This is a genomic window from Stenotrophomonas capsici (assembly GCF_034961085.1).
GTDB lineage: Bacteria > Pseudomonadota > Gammaproteobacteria > Xanthomonadales > Xanthomonadaceae > Stenotrophomonas > Stenotrophomonas capsici.
This window is the reverse complement of the sequence record NZ_JAYFUH010000251.1, coordinates 1-15,527: the sequence shown is the minus strand read 5'-3', so window position 1 is coordinate 15,527 and position 15,527 is coordinate 1. Positions and strand designations below refer to the sequence as shown.

The 15,527-nt window shown below is 68.9% G+C and carries 12 protein-coding genes; 9 read left to right on the top strand and 3 right to left on the bottom strand.

Annotation, left to right across the window (positions count from 1 at the left end; translation table 11 throughout):
• Window positions 1-307: 307 nt before the first annotated feature.
• The 5 genes from VA603_RS18075 to VA603_RS18055 all read left to right on the top strand — a co-directional run bounded on the left by VA603_RS18075 (window position 308) and on the right by VA603_RS18055 (window position 5,328).
• The gene (locus tag VA603_RS18075) at window positions 308-2,275 is read left to right on the top strand and encodes a WD40 repeat domain-containing protein (RefSeq protein ID WP_323439659.1); all 1,968 of its coding nucleotides are present in this window, start codon (window positions 308-310) and stop codon (window positions 2,273-2,275) included.
• 29 nt (window positions 2,276-2,304) lie between these two features.
• Window positions 2,305-2,754: a GNAT family N-acetyltransferase gene (locus VA603_RS18070; RefSeq protein WP_323439658.1), complete on the top strand. Its 450-nt coding sequence runs from the start codon at window positions 2,305-2,307 to the stop codon at window positions 2,752-2,754.
• Between the two features lie 121 nt (window positions 2,755-2,875).
• Window positions 2,876-4,213 carry a histidine kinase gene (locus tag VA603_RS18065; protein ID WP_132865818.1) on the top strand — a complete coding sequence of 446 codons (1,338 nt, stop codon included), beginning with the start codon at window positions 2,876-2,878 and terminating at the stop codon, window positions 4,211-4,213.
• Window positions 4,203-4,976 (top strand): LytR/AlgR family response regulator transcription factor, encoded by a 774-nt coding sequence (locus tag VA603_RS18060; RefSeq protein WP_132865817.1) that lies wholly within the window; start codon window positions 4,203-4,205, stop codon window positions 4,974-4,976. Before VA603_RS18065 ends, VA603_RS18060 begins: the two co-directional genes overlap by 11 nt.
• Window positions 4,977-4,998: 22 nt before the next feature.
• Window positions 4,999-5,328 carry a hypothetical protein gene (locus tag VA603_RS18055; RefSeq protein WP_225591819.1) on the top strand — a complete coding sequence of 110 codons (330 nt, stop codon included), beginning with the start codon at window positions 4,999-5,001 and terminating at the stop codon, window positions 5,326-5,328.
• A 73-nt stretch (window positions 5,329-5,401) separates the two neighbouring features.
• On the opposite strand, the gene VA603_RS18050 is transcribed toward VA603_RS18055, so the two are convergent.
• Window positions 5,402-6,004: a hypothetical protein gene (locus VA603_RS18050; protein WP_132865816.1), complete on the bottom strand. Its 603-nt coding sequence runs from the start codon at window positions 6,002-6,004 to the stop codon at window positions 5,402-5,404.
• A gap of 321 nt (window positions 6,005-6,325) precedes the next feature.
• On the opposite strand from VA603_RS18050, the gene VA603_RS18045 reads away from it, so the two are divergent.
• On the top strand, window positions 6,326-7,246 hold the full coding sequence (locus VA603_RS18045) for an oxygenase MpaB family protein (protein WP_323439657.1): 921 nt from the start codon (window positions 6,326-6,328) through the stop codon (window positions 7,244-7,246).
• A 206-nt stretch (window positions 7,247-7,452) separates the two neighbouring features.
• On the opposite strand, the gene VA603_RS18040 is transcribed toward VA603_RS18045, so the two are convergent.
• Window positions 7,453-9,561 (bottom strand): M13 family metallopeptidase, encoded by a 2,109-nt coding sequence (locus tag VA603_RS18040; protein WP_323439656.1) that lies wholly within the window; start codon window positions 9,559-9,561, stop codon window positions 7,453-7,455.
• Window positions 9,562-9,864: 303 nt separating this feature from the next.
• On the opposite strand from VA603_RS18040, the gene VA603_RS18035 reads away from it, so the two are divergent.
• Window positions 9,865-12,813 (top strand): bifunctional diguanylate cyclase/phosphodiesterase, encoded by a 2,949-nt coding sequence (locus VA603_RS18035; protein WP_323439655.1) that lies wholly within the window; start codon window positions 9,865-9,867, stop codon window positions 12,811-12,813.
• Between the two features lie 9 nt (window positions 12,814-12,822).
• Here the strand turns inward: VA603_RS18035 and VA603_RS18030 are convergent, their stop codons facing one another.
• Window positions 12,823-13,710 (bottom strand): LysR family transcriptional regulator, encoded by an 888-nt coding sequence (locus VA603_RS18030; RefSeq protein WP_313252331.1) that lies wholly within the window; start codon window positions 13,708-13,710, stop codon window positions 12,823-12,825.
• A gap of 107 nt (window positions 13,711-13,817) precedes the next feature.
• Here VA603_RS18030 and VA603_RS18025 point away from each other — a divergent pair, with 107 nt between their 5' ends.
• Window positions 13,818-14,618, top strand: coding sequence for a dioxygenase family protein (locus VA603_RS18025; protein WP_313252330.1), 801 nt, complete (start codon window positions 13,818-13,820; stop codon window positions 14,616-14,618).
• 214 nt (window positions 14,619-14,832) lie between these two features.
• Window positions 14,833-15,527, top strand: a 695-nt coding sequence (locus VA603_RS18020) for a cation:proton antiporter (protein WP_323439654.1), incomplete at its 3' end; no start/stop codon positions are given.

Genomic DNA, 15,527 nt, shown 5'->3' with positions numbered 1-15,527 from the left:
TCGCCGGCGCGGTGCGTGATCTGGAAGTGGTCTACACCCTGGGCGAGAAGCTGGCCAATTCGCGTGACTGGCCGAACTGGAGCCCGGAAGAGGCATTCCGCGCCACGCGCGATGCCAGCGCGGCCGAGCGCAGGTAACGCACGCCCTGAGCCCCTCTCCCGGAAACGGGAGGGGGATTGGGCTTTGGGCACCCAAGGGCACCCCAATCACGGCCATTGATTCCCCCGTCACCACCCCAACCCTTAAGGTCAGGCCTTATCGCGACAAGGGAACACGGATGGCGGACGCTGGCAGATGGAAACGCGCGTTGTGGCTGCTTGCCATGGGCAGCGCAGGATGGGCGAACGCCGCGGCCTTGCCGCCGAACTGGCAGGTGGTTCCCACCGACCCCGGTGCCGTCGAGAACGGACTTCCCTCCGTGCTGCGTTCCCCACAGCTGGCCCGCGAAGGCAAGCGCCTGGCGCAGGTGCAGATGGTCGTGGACCTGCCCTACGCGCAGGTGTTGCCGGTGGTGCAGGCCACGCTCAAACCGCTGGGAACCGTGGCCGGGGAAGACAACCGCAACCTGATGGCACGCATTGGCCAGGGCTGGGGCGATGTCCTGCTGGCGCGTCGGCCCGAACTCACGCGCGATTACCTGCGCCGCTACGCCTTGCCCGAGCTGCAGCAGTACGTCAGCGACGGTGCGCTGCTGGAATCGGAAATCCCCGGGCGCATGGCGCGGCTTGAGCGCCAGTTCCGCTTCGAGGGACACGGTGAAAGCATGCCGGACCTGCAGCAGCCCTTCAGCTACTGGGATGGCCGCATCACCCAACGGCACGGGGCGATGGGGCGCAGCACCAGCACGCTCAACGTGCGCGTGACCCAGCTTGATGCGGTGATGGGGCAACCGGCCACGGCGGTGACCGTGTGGCGCAGCGATGACTGGCCCAATCCCGGCGGTGGCGTGGTCGGGCAGCTGCGCGCGCTGGCTGACGCCAACATCTTCAGTACCGGGCCGCAGGCGCGGCTGCAGCGCAGCAGCGTGCCGGAGCAGGCGTTCAACCCGATATACGAGGCGTTGAGCGCGCTGCCCGGGGCACGCATGCGCATCGGTACCGGTGCCTCGGAGTGGATCGCGGCGGCGCAGCCGCAGGTCACGATCGCCGAGCCACAGCGCAAGCTGCCCGACGCCGATGCGGCAACGCTCGATGCCAAGGCCGTGCTGCGCATCGAGCGGGTGGCCTCGCTCAAGACCTATGATGCCGATGGCATGCAGGTGCTGGCCGATGGCAGCGTGCTGTTGATCCAGCGATATCCGTTCACCCTGATGCATTGGCGGCCCGACGACGGTGCCACGCCGCGCACGCTGTGGACGTCACCGCAACCGCACGCCAACCGTTGGCTGCTGGCCGCCGACGCGCGCGGCCAGGTCGCCCATCTGCTGGTGGATGGGCAGGTGATGCGCTACGACACGGTGGCCCGGTCACTGAGCACGCATCCGCTGGCGTTCGACCAGAAGGGCGTGCTCGGCGACAGCTACGTGCGCTACTTCCACGACGGTAACGGCGTGCCGCTGGCGTACCTGCGTGACTACGTGGACAAGCGCGACACGTTCAAGCTGTGGGCGCCGGTGCAGGCCGCGAGCACCGACGGTGCCCGCTGGGAGTACGCGCAGCAGTTCGCCGCGCCCCGCCAGCACGTGATGCGCGGCGACTTCCCCGGCAACGCGCAGTCCAAGCCCGTGCAATGGGATGGCCCGATGGCCAATCCCTGGGTCGAGGATGTGTTTGGCCTCACCGAGCTTGATGGCGGCACCGGCCGCGTGCTGCGCGTGCTGCCACTGCCACGGCGCTTCGGTTCGGCGGACCCGTTCGATGACATCGGCATGGCGCAATGGACGCCCGAGCCGTTCGGCTCGGTCAAGGGGCGCTGGGTCGCGGTTGGCTTCGTGTTGATGGACGGCGAGCGCCGAAACCCGGGCATGCATGTGGTCGACGTGGACAGTGGCAAGGTGCGCTACTCCTTGACCCTGCCGGGGCGGGACTCGCTCAAGGTTGCCGCCGGCTCGCCGGACGGCCGCCTGCTGGCCCTGGGCACGACGGCGGGCGATGTGGCCGCGGTGCTGTGGAACCTGGACAGTGGTCGGTCGCTGAGCCTGCGTGCGGACGATGCCCACTGCGATGAGCTGAACCAGTTGCAGTGGAGCCTGGATGGCCAACGGCTGTGGGGGCGTTGCGTCAATGCGCTGGTGCAATGGGAGCTGCCGGCCAACTGGCAATCGCGGCGGGAGTGAAGCAGGCAACGCACAGGCAGGGCAACCCGATGGCATTCACCGTACGGCCGGCCGCCGTTGCTGATGTCCAGACGCTGTTCGACATCCGCACCAGCGTCACCCAGAACCATCTCTCGCGCGAGCAGATGGCGCAGTTGGGCATCGATGCCGACGTGCTCGCCGCGATGCTCGCGGCCGCGCCCTGCGCGTGGCTGGCGGAGGTGGAGGGCCAGCCGGTGGCGTTCTCGATGGTCGACCTGGACGATGCCTGCCTGTTCGCGGTGTTCGTCAAGCCCGGCTTCGAGGGGCAGGGGTTGGGCGCGGCGGTGCTGCGGCCGGCCGAACAGGCGCTGTTCGCGCGCCATGCGCGGATCTGGCTGAGCACCGACGGGCACGCAGACGTGCGTGCCAATGGCTTCTACCGCCGCCATGGCTGGGACGTGGTGGCCGCGCTGGACGACGGCGACCTGCGCTACGAGAAGGCCCGGCCGGCGGCCTGAACGGGGTCGCTCCGCCGGCGGCCGGGTTCAGGCGCCGATTCCGGGGTTTCGTCGCACGGCCCTTGTGCCGGCGCGGGCGGCACTTATGCTCGACGCCAGTTCCCCGCCATCAGGTCCGACCATGTTCGCCAGCCTCTTCCTGGGTTTCCGCATCCTGTTGGCATGGGCGTTGACGCTCATCGCCGCCGGCTTCCTGTGGAGCGGGCTGTTCAGCGGGATGGACGAAGCGCCGGGCTGGATCTTCGGCCTGGCCGCGATGGCGCTGATGGTGTTCGCGCTGACCTCGATCGTCGGCCATGTGCGTCGCGTCGCGCTGGTCGCCGACCGCCTGGACGCGCAGACCCTGGCCAACCGCCACCGCCGCCAGGTCGAACTGCCGATGGACGCGGCCACCGCCTTCGCCCTGCTGGAGCAGGTGATCGGCCAGATGCCGCGCATCGAGCACATGGAACGCTCGGTCGGCACCTTGCAGGTGCGCGCCACCCAGCGCCGCGCCGACCCCTATGGCGACCGTCCGCCATCGCGCTGGAACCCACTGGCGCGGCTGGCGATCAAGCGCAACCAGATCACCGCCCGCGTCACCCCTGGCGCGGACACCAGCAGCGTCACCCTGCTGTTCGAACCCGATGCCGGGGCCTGGGTGGACCTGCTGCTGCTCGATGAAGGCAGCAACTACGAAAACGCCGATGCCGTGACCCATGCGCTGAGTGGCAAGGTCGCCGAGCTGCGCCGCGAGGAGCGGGAGCACGCCGCGCGCACCGAGGCCGAGAAGGAGCTCACCGTCGCCCGCCTCAATCTGCTGCATGCCCAGGTCGAGCCGCACTTCCTCTACAACACGCTGGCCAACGCACAGGTGCTGACCCGGGCCGATCCCGAGCGTGCCGAGCAGATGCTCGGCCACCTGATCCAGTACCTGCGCAGCTCGCTGCCGGGCATCGACCAGTCGGTGTCCACGCTGGGCCAGGAGCTGGAACGCGTGCAGGCCTACCTGGAGATCCTGCGCATCCGCATGGGCGCCCGGCTGGCCCTGCAGATCGACGTGCCCGAGGCGCTGCACGAGGTCAGCCTGCCGTCGATGTCGCTGCAGACCCTGGTCGAGAACGCGATCAAGCACGGCTTGGAGCCCAAGTCCGGCGGCGGCACGGTCTGGATCCTGGCGCGTGCGCTCGACGGCCAGTTGACCATCACCGTGGCCGACGACGGGCAGGGCATCAGCGCCCACACCGCCGGCACCGGCATCGGGCTGAAGAACCTGCGTGAGCGGCTGCGCCTGACCTGCGGCGAGCAGGCTGCGCTGGCGATGGTGTCCAACTTCCCCAGCGGCGTGGCCGCGACCATCAGCCTGCCGTACACGGGCAAAGCCCCGGCGCCGCCCACCCTGTCGATCGTGCCCGGCGTCGCATCGCCGGCCGGCGCACCGGTACTGCCGCCGCTGCCGGAGGTGCCCCATGCGTCTTGATGCGCTGATCGCCGAGGACGAACCGCTGCTGCGCCAGGCGCTCGTCGGGCAACTGCAGCGGCTGTGGCCGGAGTTGAACCTGGTGGCCGAGTGCGAGGACGGCGCGGCTGCCCTGGAAGCGCTGGAGAGCCAGCAACCGGATCTGGCCTTCCTGGACATCCGCATGCCCGGCGTCACCGGCATCGACGTCGCCCGCGCGCTGCAGACGGTGAGCCCGCAGACCCAGGTGGTGTTCGTCACCGCCTACGACCAGTACGCCATCGCCGCGTTCGAGCAGGGCGCGGTGGACTACCTGCTCAAGCCGGTCACCGACGAGCGCCTGCTGGCCACCCGCCAGCGCGTGCTGGCGCGACGCCAGGCCGGGCTGCCGGATCCCACCCTGCTGGAACGCCTGCTCAGGCAGCTGGCGCAGCAACCGAGCACGCCACAGGCGGCGCCGCCGCTGGCCTGGATCACCGCCAGCAACGGCCGCGAGACCCGCCTGGTGATGCTGGAGGACGTGCTGTATTTCCGCGCCGACAGCAAGTACACCTCGGTGGTGACCGCCGATGAGGAACTGCTGCTGCGCAGTTCGCTGCGCGAGCTGGCCGAGGCGCTGGACCCCAACCGCTTCCGCCAGGTGCATCGCTCCACCATCGTCAACATGCAGGCGGTGGCATCGGTGAGCCGCGAGGATACCGGCCGCGGCGTGCTGCGCCTGAAGCACCGCAGCGAGACGCTGGTGGTCAGCCAACCCTTCATGAGTCTGTTCCGCGGCATGTAACGCCGCTGCCAGGAGAATCGCCATGCATTACCTGACCATGCTGTTGGGCAGCCTGTTGTCGATGCTGGGTTTCAGCGAGCCGCCGGGGCAGACCTCGGTCACCCGCATCAGCGGCGAGCACAGCCTGCTCAGCCGCACCACGGTGCGGCAGGACGTGGCCCGCTTCCAGTGCCTGCAGAGTGAAAGCGGTCGCTGCTTCTACCAGCTCTACCGCGAACAGTGCGCCGACGGGCAACGCGCCCAGGTGTGCAACCGCGAGGCGTTGATGGATTTCGCCGTGGTGGTGGGCTACACCCGCGAGATGACCGGGCTGCCGGATGGCTTCGCGCAGCAGGTGACGATCCACAAGTGACATCGCCGCGACGGGCGCGGCGATGGGGGTGCAGGTTGCGTCGTCCCGGCGGGAGGACGCGGGCATGGGCGGGCTAGAACGCCGGTTGCAGGCGCAGCCCGTCGTCGCCGATGTGGTTGAGTTCGCCGACCAGTTGCGAGTGCTGCCGCATGCGGCCCAGCTCGCGCATGATGCGGATGTCCTCGTGGCGCAGTTCGCGGCTGGCGGTGACGGCCTGCTTGTAATCCAGCACCTCCGGATAATGCCTGGCCATGTCCAGTGCCTCGGCCACGTCGTCGACGCTGTCGGCGTCGGAGCTGATCCGGGCGCGGCTGTTGAAGGCCTTCATCCAGCGCTCGAAGCCGGCGGTGTGGTCGAACATGTTGGCCATGAACCAGATCACGAACAGGATCGACACCCACGAACCCAGCACGATCACGATGCGGGTGAAGGTGATATGGAAATCGTCACGCCACAGATAGTTGGTGATCAGCCCAAGGATCAGCAGCGAGGACGCCTGCCAGATCACGATCGAGGCCATCAGCCATTGGCACTTGGCCTTGGCAAGCAAGGACACTTCCTCACGGATCTGCTGGTCGCTCAACCCTTTCCAGTGTGCAACCTGTTTCTCGAACGGGCTGTTGTACAGCTCGTTGTCTTGCAGCAACAACCCCAAACCTTTGAACAACGCGATCATGGTGAGCTCCTTGCAGTAACTATCTGGAACGAGCGACGGATGCAGCGTGGAACGGTGAGGCAAGGCCAGTTCTAGCACTTTCACCACGCTTGGCAATGGGGAAAACGCGAAGATTCCGCGTCCGGCCACCGGCGGTGATCCGCCTGCGGGGCGGATTTTTGCAGCGCACCACGATGCAAGTAGTGGTGCCGGAAGTTGAAATCCGGTCGGCGTGCTGCGCCCGCACATGGCATGTCCGCGGGCGGGCAGGGGGCCTTGCCACGCGGCTGTCACCGGCGCCGGACACGCCAGTTGCGCGGCTGCCCGGCTACGATAGCGGCCATGCTGCCCTTGTCCCGACGTGTCTCCACCGCTGCCACCGCCCAGATCCGCCGCTGGGTGCTTGATGCCTTCCCCCGCAACCAGAACGGCGTGGACTACGACGTGCCAGCCGGTGACCCGGGCTGGTTCGGTCCGGGCAGCGTCACCTGGCGTATTCATTCCGAGTTCCCGGGCATGCTGGCCGGCGGGCTGTGCGCCTTGATGCTGCAGTTGCTGCACCCGCGTGCGCTGGCCGGTGTCTATGACCACTCCAACTTCCGCCAGGACCTGGTCGGCCGGTTGCGGCGCACCACCAGTTTCGTGGCCGGCACCAGTTACGCGCCGGCGGCGGAGGTGGACGCGCTCATCGCGCGGGTACGGAAGATCCACGCCCAGGTGGTCGGCACGTTGCCCGATGGCAGCGCGTATACCGCCGAGGATCCCGAGCTGCTGACCTGGGTGCACGTGACCGAGGCCTATGGTTTCCTGGAAGGCTGCCGCCGTTATTGCCGTGACGTACCGCAGGCCATCGCTGACCGCTACTACGACGAATACCGGCGCGTGGCCGAGGCCCTGGGCGCACGTGATGTGCCGGCCAGCGAGGCACAGGTGCAGGCGTACTTCGCCGCGCGGCAACCGCAGCTGCGGATGGACGAGCGCTCGCGCGAAGTGCTGGACGTACTCAGTGCGGTGCGCTTGCCGGTGCCGCTGCCGGGGGTGTCACGCGACATGTTCCTGGCCGCCGGCGCGGCGCTGTTGCCGGAATGGGCGACGCGCCTGCTGGGCCGCAGCCGCGGCCAGCAGCTGCAGTCGGTGGTGGCCGCACGCGTGCTGCGCAGCGTCGCGCCGCTGTTCCGGATCGCCCTGGATGATGGCATCTCCACGCGCGCCTGCCGGCGGGTGGGGGAGGACCCGGCGATCCTGATGCGCTGGCCGGCTTAGGGCAGAAGCAGAAGCGCCCCCTCCCCAACCCTCCCCTTGGCTGCGCCAAAGGGAGGGGGCAAGGGCGGCGTGCGCCGCGATCTGACCGACCACGCGGAACCGCCCCCTCCCTTTGGCGCAGCCAAGGGCAGGGCTGGGGAGGGGTAAACGAAGCACGGGCGCCTCAGGCGCCCGTGCTTCGTACCGCATTCAAACCCAGCCGGCAGTTACCAGACCTTCACCCGCTTCTCCGGCGCCAGGTACAGCTTCTGGCCGTCCTTGACCTCGAACGCCGGGTACCACGCATCCAGGTTGCGCACGGTCAGCGCACGGAACTGGCCCGGCGCATGCACGTTGGTCAGCAGCGAGTTGCGCAGTGCCTGCTCGCGGGCCTTGCTGCGCCAGGCCTGGGCAAAGCCCAGGAAGAAGCGCTGGTCCGGGGTGAAGCCTTCCAGCGTCTGTTCCTGCTTGCCCTGCAGCGACAGCCGATAGGCGTCGTAGGCGGTGGCCAGGCCGGCCACGTCGGCGATGTTCTCGCCCAGGGTCAGGCGGCCGTTGACGTGCACGCCGGGGAACGGCTCGTAGCTGTTGAACTGGGCGGCCAGCGCATCGCCGGCGGCGTTGAACTGCTTCAGGTCCTCGGCCGTCCACCAGTTGTGCAGCTTGCCGGTCTCGTCGAACAGCGCGCCGGCATTGTCGAAGCCGTGGCTGATCTCATGGCCGATCACCGCGCCGATCGCGCCGTAGTTGATCGCGTCATCGGCCGCACCGTCGAAGAACGGCGCCTGCAGGATCGCTGCCGGGAACACCAGGCGGTTTTCCAGCGGCACGTTCATCGCGTTGATGGTCTGCGGCAGCATCGCCCATTCGCTGTGGTCCACCGGCTGGCCGAGCTTGGCGAGGTTGCGCCGGTACTCGAACAGCGAGGCGCGCTGCGCGTTGCCCAGCGCGTCGTCACGCTTGACGTCCAGCGCGCTGTAGTCGCGCCACCTGCTCGGGTAGCCCATGTCCACCTTCAGCCCGGCGACCTTGGCCTTGGCGTGGGCCTTGGTTTCCGGCGACATCCATTCCAGCGCATCGATGCGCTTGGCGAAGGCGGCGATGATGTTCCTGGCCATCTCGTCGGCACGGGCCTTGGTGGCCGGGTCGAAGTGGCGCTGGACGTAGATCTTGCCGACCGCTTCGCCGATGGCGTCGTTGGTCTGGCCCACGGCGCGCTTCCAGCGCTCGCTCTGCTGCGGCGTGCCGTTCATGGCGGTGCCGTGGAAGGCGAAGTGGGCGTCGGCGAAGGCCTTGGGCAGGTACGGTGCGGCTTCGTCCAGCGCGTGGAAGGCCAGGTAGTCCTTCCAGGTGTCCAGCGGCTCGCTGGCCACCAGCCGGGACAGCCCGGCCACGGCCTTGGGCTGCCACACGATGAAATCCTGCTGCGCCGACAGGCCGGCCGCGTCGAGGAACGCCGCCCAGTCCATGCCCGGTGCCTTGGTGGCCAGGTCGGCCTGCTTCCAGGCGTTGGCGCCCTTCTGCACGTCGTTGGTCTCCTCCTGGGTGGCGTGGGCGCGGGCGATCCGGGTTTCCAGGGCGACGATGCGCGCGGCCTTGGCGGCGGCATCGGTGTCGCCGGACAGCGTCAGCAGCTGGGCCACGTAGCCTTCATAGACCTTGCGCAGCTCGGCCATGCGGCCGTCCTGCAGGTAGAAGTCGCGGTCGGGCATGCCCAGGCCGCCCTGTACCAGGTACGGCGCGTTGCGGTCCGGCTGCATCAGGTCCACCGAAACCCATACGCCAAACAGGTGCGGCGTATAGAAGTTGGTGGCGTTGAGCAGGTCCACGTCGGCGCGCAGGGTGCCGCCCAGGGCCTTGGCCAGGGCCTGCTTGTCGGCGATGCCGGCAATGGCCTGCAGCTGCGGCTGCACCGGCGCGGCGCCGCGCGCCTCGATGCCGGCTTCGTCCATGTAGGCGGCGTAGTAGTCGCCGATCTTGCGGGCTTCGCCGTCGCTGGCCTTGCCGGCTTCCTCCATGATCGCGCGGGTGTCGGCCAGGGTCTTTTCGGCGATCACGTTGAAGCTGCCGTAGTTGGAGCGGTCGGCCGGGATCTCGGTGCGCTTGACCCATTCGCCGTTGGCGAAGTCGAAGAAGTTGTCGCCGGCGGCGACAGCACGGTCCATGCCGGCGGCATCGAAACCGAAGCTGCCCAGCTGCGGCTTGGCCGCCGCCGTCGCATCCGCCGCGGCCGGTGCCTGGCCATCGGCCGCGGGCTGGGGGGCATCCTTGTTGCAGCCGCTGAGCGTGAGCGCAGCGCCGATGGCAAGCATCAGGAGGGAACGTTGCAGGACCATGGCAGATTCCGTGTCGGTGAAACCGCCAAGTCTAGAGCGGGCGGAGTGTGACCGGGAGTGCCCATTCTGGCCCTTGGCATCACCCACCCGTATCAAAGTGCCGCTTAATATCGTGAACCCGTCTTCACGCCGCCGTGGTTGTGCTGCATGCTGTCGTGCGTTTGATGCATGCCGTGTCTGGGGAGACAACAGCTGCGAGGGGACCACCGGTCAATGGTGTTCGCTTGCCGACTCCCCCGTCGCCAACTTTCCTGGAATGCCCGTGATACCTGTGTGCCGACTGCCGCTGCGTTGGATGTCTCCGTGAGCCGGGGCGCCGTGCACCCGTTGCGGGTGATCGCCATCGCCGGCACGGCGGTGGCGGTGTTGCTGGCGGTCGGGCTGGTGATGATGCTGTGGAACGACCGCAGCACCCGCATCGAAGGCGCGCAGCGGCAGAGCATGGCACTGGCCTCGGGCAGCGAGCGCCTGATGCGGGCACAACTGGTCACGCTGGAGCGCGCCCTGCGCGGTACCGCCAACGACGGCCGCGAGTTCTACCGGCAGGTGCCGGACAAGGCGGTGCAGCTGCTGGAGGCCAACATCCAGGGCGTGCTGGCGCGCAACCGCGACCTGGCCTCGATCACTCTGGTGGACGGCCAGGGCATGGCGTTGTCGCAGGGGCAGGGCGATCCCACCCTGCACAGCTGGACGATCGCGCAGAACCGGCTGCTCAGCGGCGAGCTCTACATCGGCGCGCTGGAGGAACTGCCGGGCGGGCACTGGGTGGTGCGCACGGCACTGCCGATGCAGAACGGCCAGTGGCTGCTGGCGCGGGTACGGCTGGGCACCTTCCAGCAGGTGGTCAGCGGCCTGGACCTGGGCCGCGATGGCGTGGCGTCCATCGGCAACCGTTATGGCCAGCTGCTGGCGCACAGCCGTGACCCCGGCCTGGTGGGGCGGACGCTGCCGTCGCCGATGATCATCCTGCCGCAGTCGGCCTCGGTGGTCCCGCGCGGGGTGGTCCACAGCCCGTCGGACGGGCAGAAGCGCATCGCCGCGGTGAGCGTGCCGCTGGACTACCCGCTCACCCTGTACACCGCGCTGTCCTACCGCGAGGTGATGGCGCGCTGGTATGTGTTCCTGTACGCGGCCACCGGCCTGTACCTGCTCTACCTGATCGGCTTCGGCTTCCTGATGGGGCGCCTGCGCCGCAGCGCCTCGCACGAGCAGCAGTTGAACGAGGAACTGCAGGCCGGCGCCGCCGAACTGGCGCTGGCGCATGAAGTGGGCAAGGTCGGCACCTGGTCGATCCGTGGCGACGGGCGGACCCTGCACTGGTCGGCGCTGACCCAGCAGATGCTGGGCCTGGAGGGACGTTCATCCACCCTCCAGGCGCTGTACGCGCGCGTGCATGGCGAGGACGTGGCGGTGCTGCGCGAGGTGCTCGATGCCGCCGGCGAAGGGCAGGGGGCGGTCAACGCCACGTTCCGGCTGCTGTTGGCCGATGGCTCGTTCCGCTGGCTGTCGGCGCGTGGCGACCAGGTCCGTGGCCCGAACGGCGGCGCCGCGCACCTGGCCGGCGCGGTGGTGGACATCAGCGAGCGGGTGCACGTGGAAGCCCGCGCGCAGGAAGCCGAGCGGCAGTTCCGGCTGGTGTTCGACCGCAACCCGGCGCCGTTCTGGATCTTCGACATGGTCAACCTGCGCTTCCTGGAGGTGAACCAGGCCGCGATCGACCAGTACGGCTACAGCCGCGAGGAGTTCCTGGGGATGTCGATCCTGGACATCCGCCCGCCCGAGGAATGGGACGAACTGCGCCAGACCATCCGCAGCATCAACAGTGGTGCGCCGCAGCAGCTGATCGCGCGCGCCCATCTGCGCAAGGACGGCAGCAGCTTCATGGTGGTCGCCCACAGTGCGCTGCTGGACTTCGCCGGGCGCAAGGCCTGCCTGGTGCTGGCCGAGGACGTCAGCCAGCGGCTGCGCTTCGAGAACGAGCTGGCGTACCGGGCCAGCCACCATTCCAGTACCGGCCTGTTGACCGTACGCGCGCTGGGCGAGCGCCTGGACGGCGGCGCGCGCGGCTACACCATCGCCCACGTGCAGTTGCGCGGGCTGCAGATGATCACCGACACGCTGGGCCGCGAAGCCGGCGAGGACGCACTGCGCGCGGTGTCGGTGCGGCTGGGGGGGCTGGCCGCACGCTATGGCCTGCTGGCGCACCAGCCGGCCGAGGATTTCGTCCTGGCCATCCTGGACCCGGCGGCCGCGCCCCTGGCGCTGGACGCATTGCAGGCGGCCGTGGCCGAACCGGTGCGTGGCCGCGACACCTTCCACCAGCTCGAGGCCCGCATCGGCGTGGCCAGCTGCCCGCGCGACGGCGAACTGGCCGAGCAGGTCATCGGCCGCGCGGCGCAGGCCGCCCATGCCGCTCGCGAAGGCGGGTTGGCGCTGGCGCGCTTCAGCCAGGCCATGGCCACCCGCTATACCGAGCGCCTGCAGTTGGCCGGGCGCATCCACGTGGCCATCGACCGCGACGAGTTCGAGCTGCATTTCCAGCCAATCCGGCATGCCGCCGATGGCAGCCCGGTGGCATTGGAGGCGCTGCTGCGCTGGCCGCAGCCCGATGGCAGCTACATCCCACCCGGCGACTTCATCCAGCTGTGCGAGGACACTGGCCTGATCATCGCGCTCGGCCGCTGGGTCACCCGCGCGGCGGCGCGGGCGCAGCGGCAGCTGGCCGATGCCGGCTGGGGCGAGCTGTCGGTCGCGGTCAACGTGTCGGCGGTGCAGTTCTTCAACACCGACCTGGCCGGTGAGTTCACCCACGCGGTGGAGGAGTACGGCCTGCGCCGCGGCGCGTTGCAGCTGGAACTGACCGAGAGCAGCCTGATGCGCAACCCGACCCAGGCGCTGCAGACCATGCAGCGCCTGCACGAGAAGGGCATCCACATCTCGCTGGACGACTTCGGCACCGGCTTCTCGTCGATGTCCTACCTGCAGCACCTGCCGCTGGACGCGCTGAAGATCGACCGCAGTTTCGTCTCCGACGTGGAGACCAACCCGCGCAATGCCGCCATCTGCCGTGCGCTGCTGTCGCTGGGCCACAGCATGGGCCTGTCGGTGATCGCCGAGGGCGTGGAGACCGAAGGGCAGTACCGCTGGTTGGCCGCGCATGGTTGTGACCAGGTGCAGGGCTACCTGCTGGGCCGGCCGATGGCGCTGGAGGCATTGCTCGCCGCGCTCGGCGAGCCGGGTGACGCGGCCTGAGCGCCGGGGTCACGCCGGGCCCAGGCACTCCACCAGGTAGTCGATGAAACTGCGTACCTTCGGTGCCAGGTGGCTGCGGCTGGCGTAGACCGCATGGATGCCGATCGGCGGCACGGTCCAGTCGCGCAGGATCGGTACCAGCTGGCCGCTGGCCAGCGCCGCGTCGATGATGAAGTCCGGTTGGGCGATGATGCCCATGCCGGCGATGGCTGCCTCGCGCAGCACCTCGCCGTTGTTGGCACGCATGCGCGGCACCACCGGGATGCTGACGTCCCCGTGCGGCCCCTGCAGCGTCCAGGCGTCCCCGGTGTCGGAATAGCTGTAGGCCAGGCAGTCGTGCTCGGCCAGGGCCTGCGGCGTGGCCGGCTCGCCGCGCCGGGCCAGGTAGGACGGCGCCGCGCACAGGATGATCCGCGCCTGCGACAGGCGCCGGGCGATCAGCGAGGGTGAGGGCTGGCGGGTGATGCGGATGGCCAGGTCGAAGCCTTCCTCGACCATGTCCACCAGGCGGTCGGACAGCGACAGGTCCAGTTCCACCTGCGGGTAGCGCGCGCTGTAACCGGGCAGCAGTGCCGCCAGGCGCGAGATGCCGTAGCTGACCGGCGCGTTGATGCGCAGCCGCCCGGCCGGCTGCAGGGCCTGCGCGCCGACCGAGGCTTCCAGCTCATCGAATTCGTTGAGCAGCTGCACACAGCGCTGGTAGTAGGTTGCCCCGGTGCTGGTCGGGCTGACCCGCCGGGTGGTGCGGTTGAGCAGGCGCGCGGACAGGCGCTTCTCCAGCGCGGCGATCTGCCGGGTCACCGCCGCGGTGGACAGGTTCAGGGCATCGGCAGCGGCACTGAAGCCGTTGCGCTCCACGACCGCGACGAAGACCCGCATGGCATCGATGGTGTCCATTATTTCCATCCCTGCAATAAAACGTTGATGTCGAGGCTATTTGTTGCCCCTTTGCCGCGCAATAAGCTGCGTCCCAACTTCTGTTCTTCCCACGCCGGGAGCCTGCCATGAATCGCCTGCCTTCGTTGTTCATCTCCCACGGTTCGCCGATGACGGCACTGCAGCCGGGGCAGGTGGGACCGCGCCTGGCCGAACTGGCGGCGGGCCTGCAGCGGCCGCGCGCCATCGTCATGGCCTCGGCGCACTGGCTGGGCCGGGCGCCGCTGGTCTCGGCGGCCCCGCAGCCGGAAACCATCCATGACTTCGGCGGCTTCCCCGAGCCGCTGTACCAGCTGCAGTACCCGGCCCCGGGTGCACCAGCGCTGGCGCAGGAGGTGGCCCAGCGCCTGGCCGATGCCGGGCTGCAGCCGGGCATCGACCCGCGGCGCGGCTTGGACCACGGTGCCTGGGTGCCGCTGCGCTACCTGTACCCGCAGGCCGACATCCCGGTGTTGCAGGTCTCGATCCAGCCGATGCTCGGCCCGCAGCACCAGTTCGCGCTGGGCCGCGCGCTGGCACCGCTGCGCGAGCAGGGCGTGCTGCTGATCGGTTCGGGCAGCATCACCCACAACCTGCATGACTGGCACAGCTACTCCGAGGCCAAGGAGGCCCCGTACGTGCGGCCGTTCATTGGATGGGTGGAGCAGAAGCTGGAGGCCGATGACCTGCCGGCCCTGTTCGATTACCGCCGCCAGGCCCCGTTCGCCGCACAGGCCCATCCGACCGATGAGCACCTGCTGCCGCTGTACTTCGCGATGGGTGCCGCCGGCGGTGACCAACTGGGCGCGCAGCGCATCGATGCCGGCATCGACCAGGGTTTCCTGGCGATGGACATCTACCGTTTCGATGGGGCCGACGCGGCCGCGTAGGCGCGGCTTGGGGCGCGAGGCTCACCCTCGCTGCACCCGAGCGGGCATCGGCGATTGCACGCCGCACCGGCTTGGCGGCCAGGGCCGCTCCTGTTGCAGTGTCGTCGACGCCATGCTGCATTGCACATGGCTGTGATAGTTTTCCAAGGGTTAATCAACCGTCGCTGCCAGCGCCGGCAGCATGCTGTCGTGGTGGTGAATCCGTGGAACGGGCATGCACACGATCGAAGTCGTCCTGGCCATGCTGGTGGCCGTCGTCGCCAGCGGCTATCTGGTAAGAATCCTTCCCTTTTCCCTGCCGCTGCCGTTGGTGCAGATCGGCTTGGGGGCGTTGATCGCCGGGGTGTTCAAGCGTGGCCATGCGCTCGACCCGGACATGTTCTTCCTGCTGTTCCTGCCGCCCCTGCTGTTCCTCGATGGCTGGCGCATTCCCAAGCAGGGCCTGTTCCGCGACAAGGGCGCGATCCTGGAGCTGGCCTTCGGCCTGGTGGTGTTCACCGTGGTCGGTGCCGGCCTTCTGATCCACTGGATGATCCCGACCATGCCGTTGGCGGTGGCCTTCGCGCTGGCGGCGATCATCTCCCCGACCGATCCGGTGGCGGTCAGCGCGATTGCCTCGCGCGTGCCCATCCCCAAGCGGCTGATGCACATCCTTGAAGGCGAGTCGCTGCTCAACGATGCCTCGGGCCTGGTCTGCTTCCGCTTCGCGGTGGCGGCGGTGATGACCGGTACCTTCTCGCTGGCGCAGGCCTCGCTGACCTTCCTGTGGGTGGCCTTCGCCGGCCTGGCGATCGGCGTGGCGGTGACCTGGAGCGTATCCACCTTCCAGCGCTGGCTGTGGCGTGGCTTCGGCGAGGAGCCTGGCGCGGCCCTGCTGGTCAACCTGCTGATCCCGTTCGCCGCCTACCT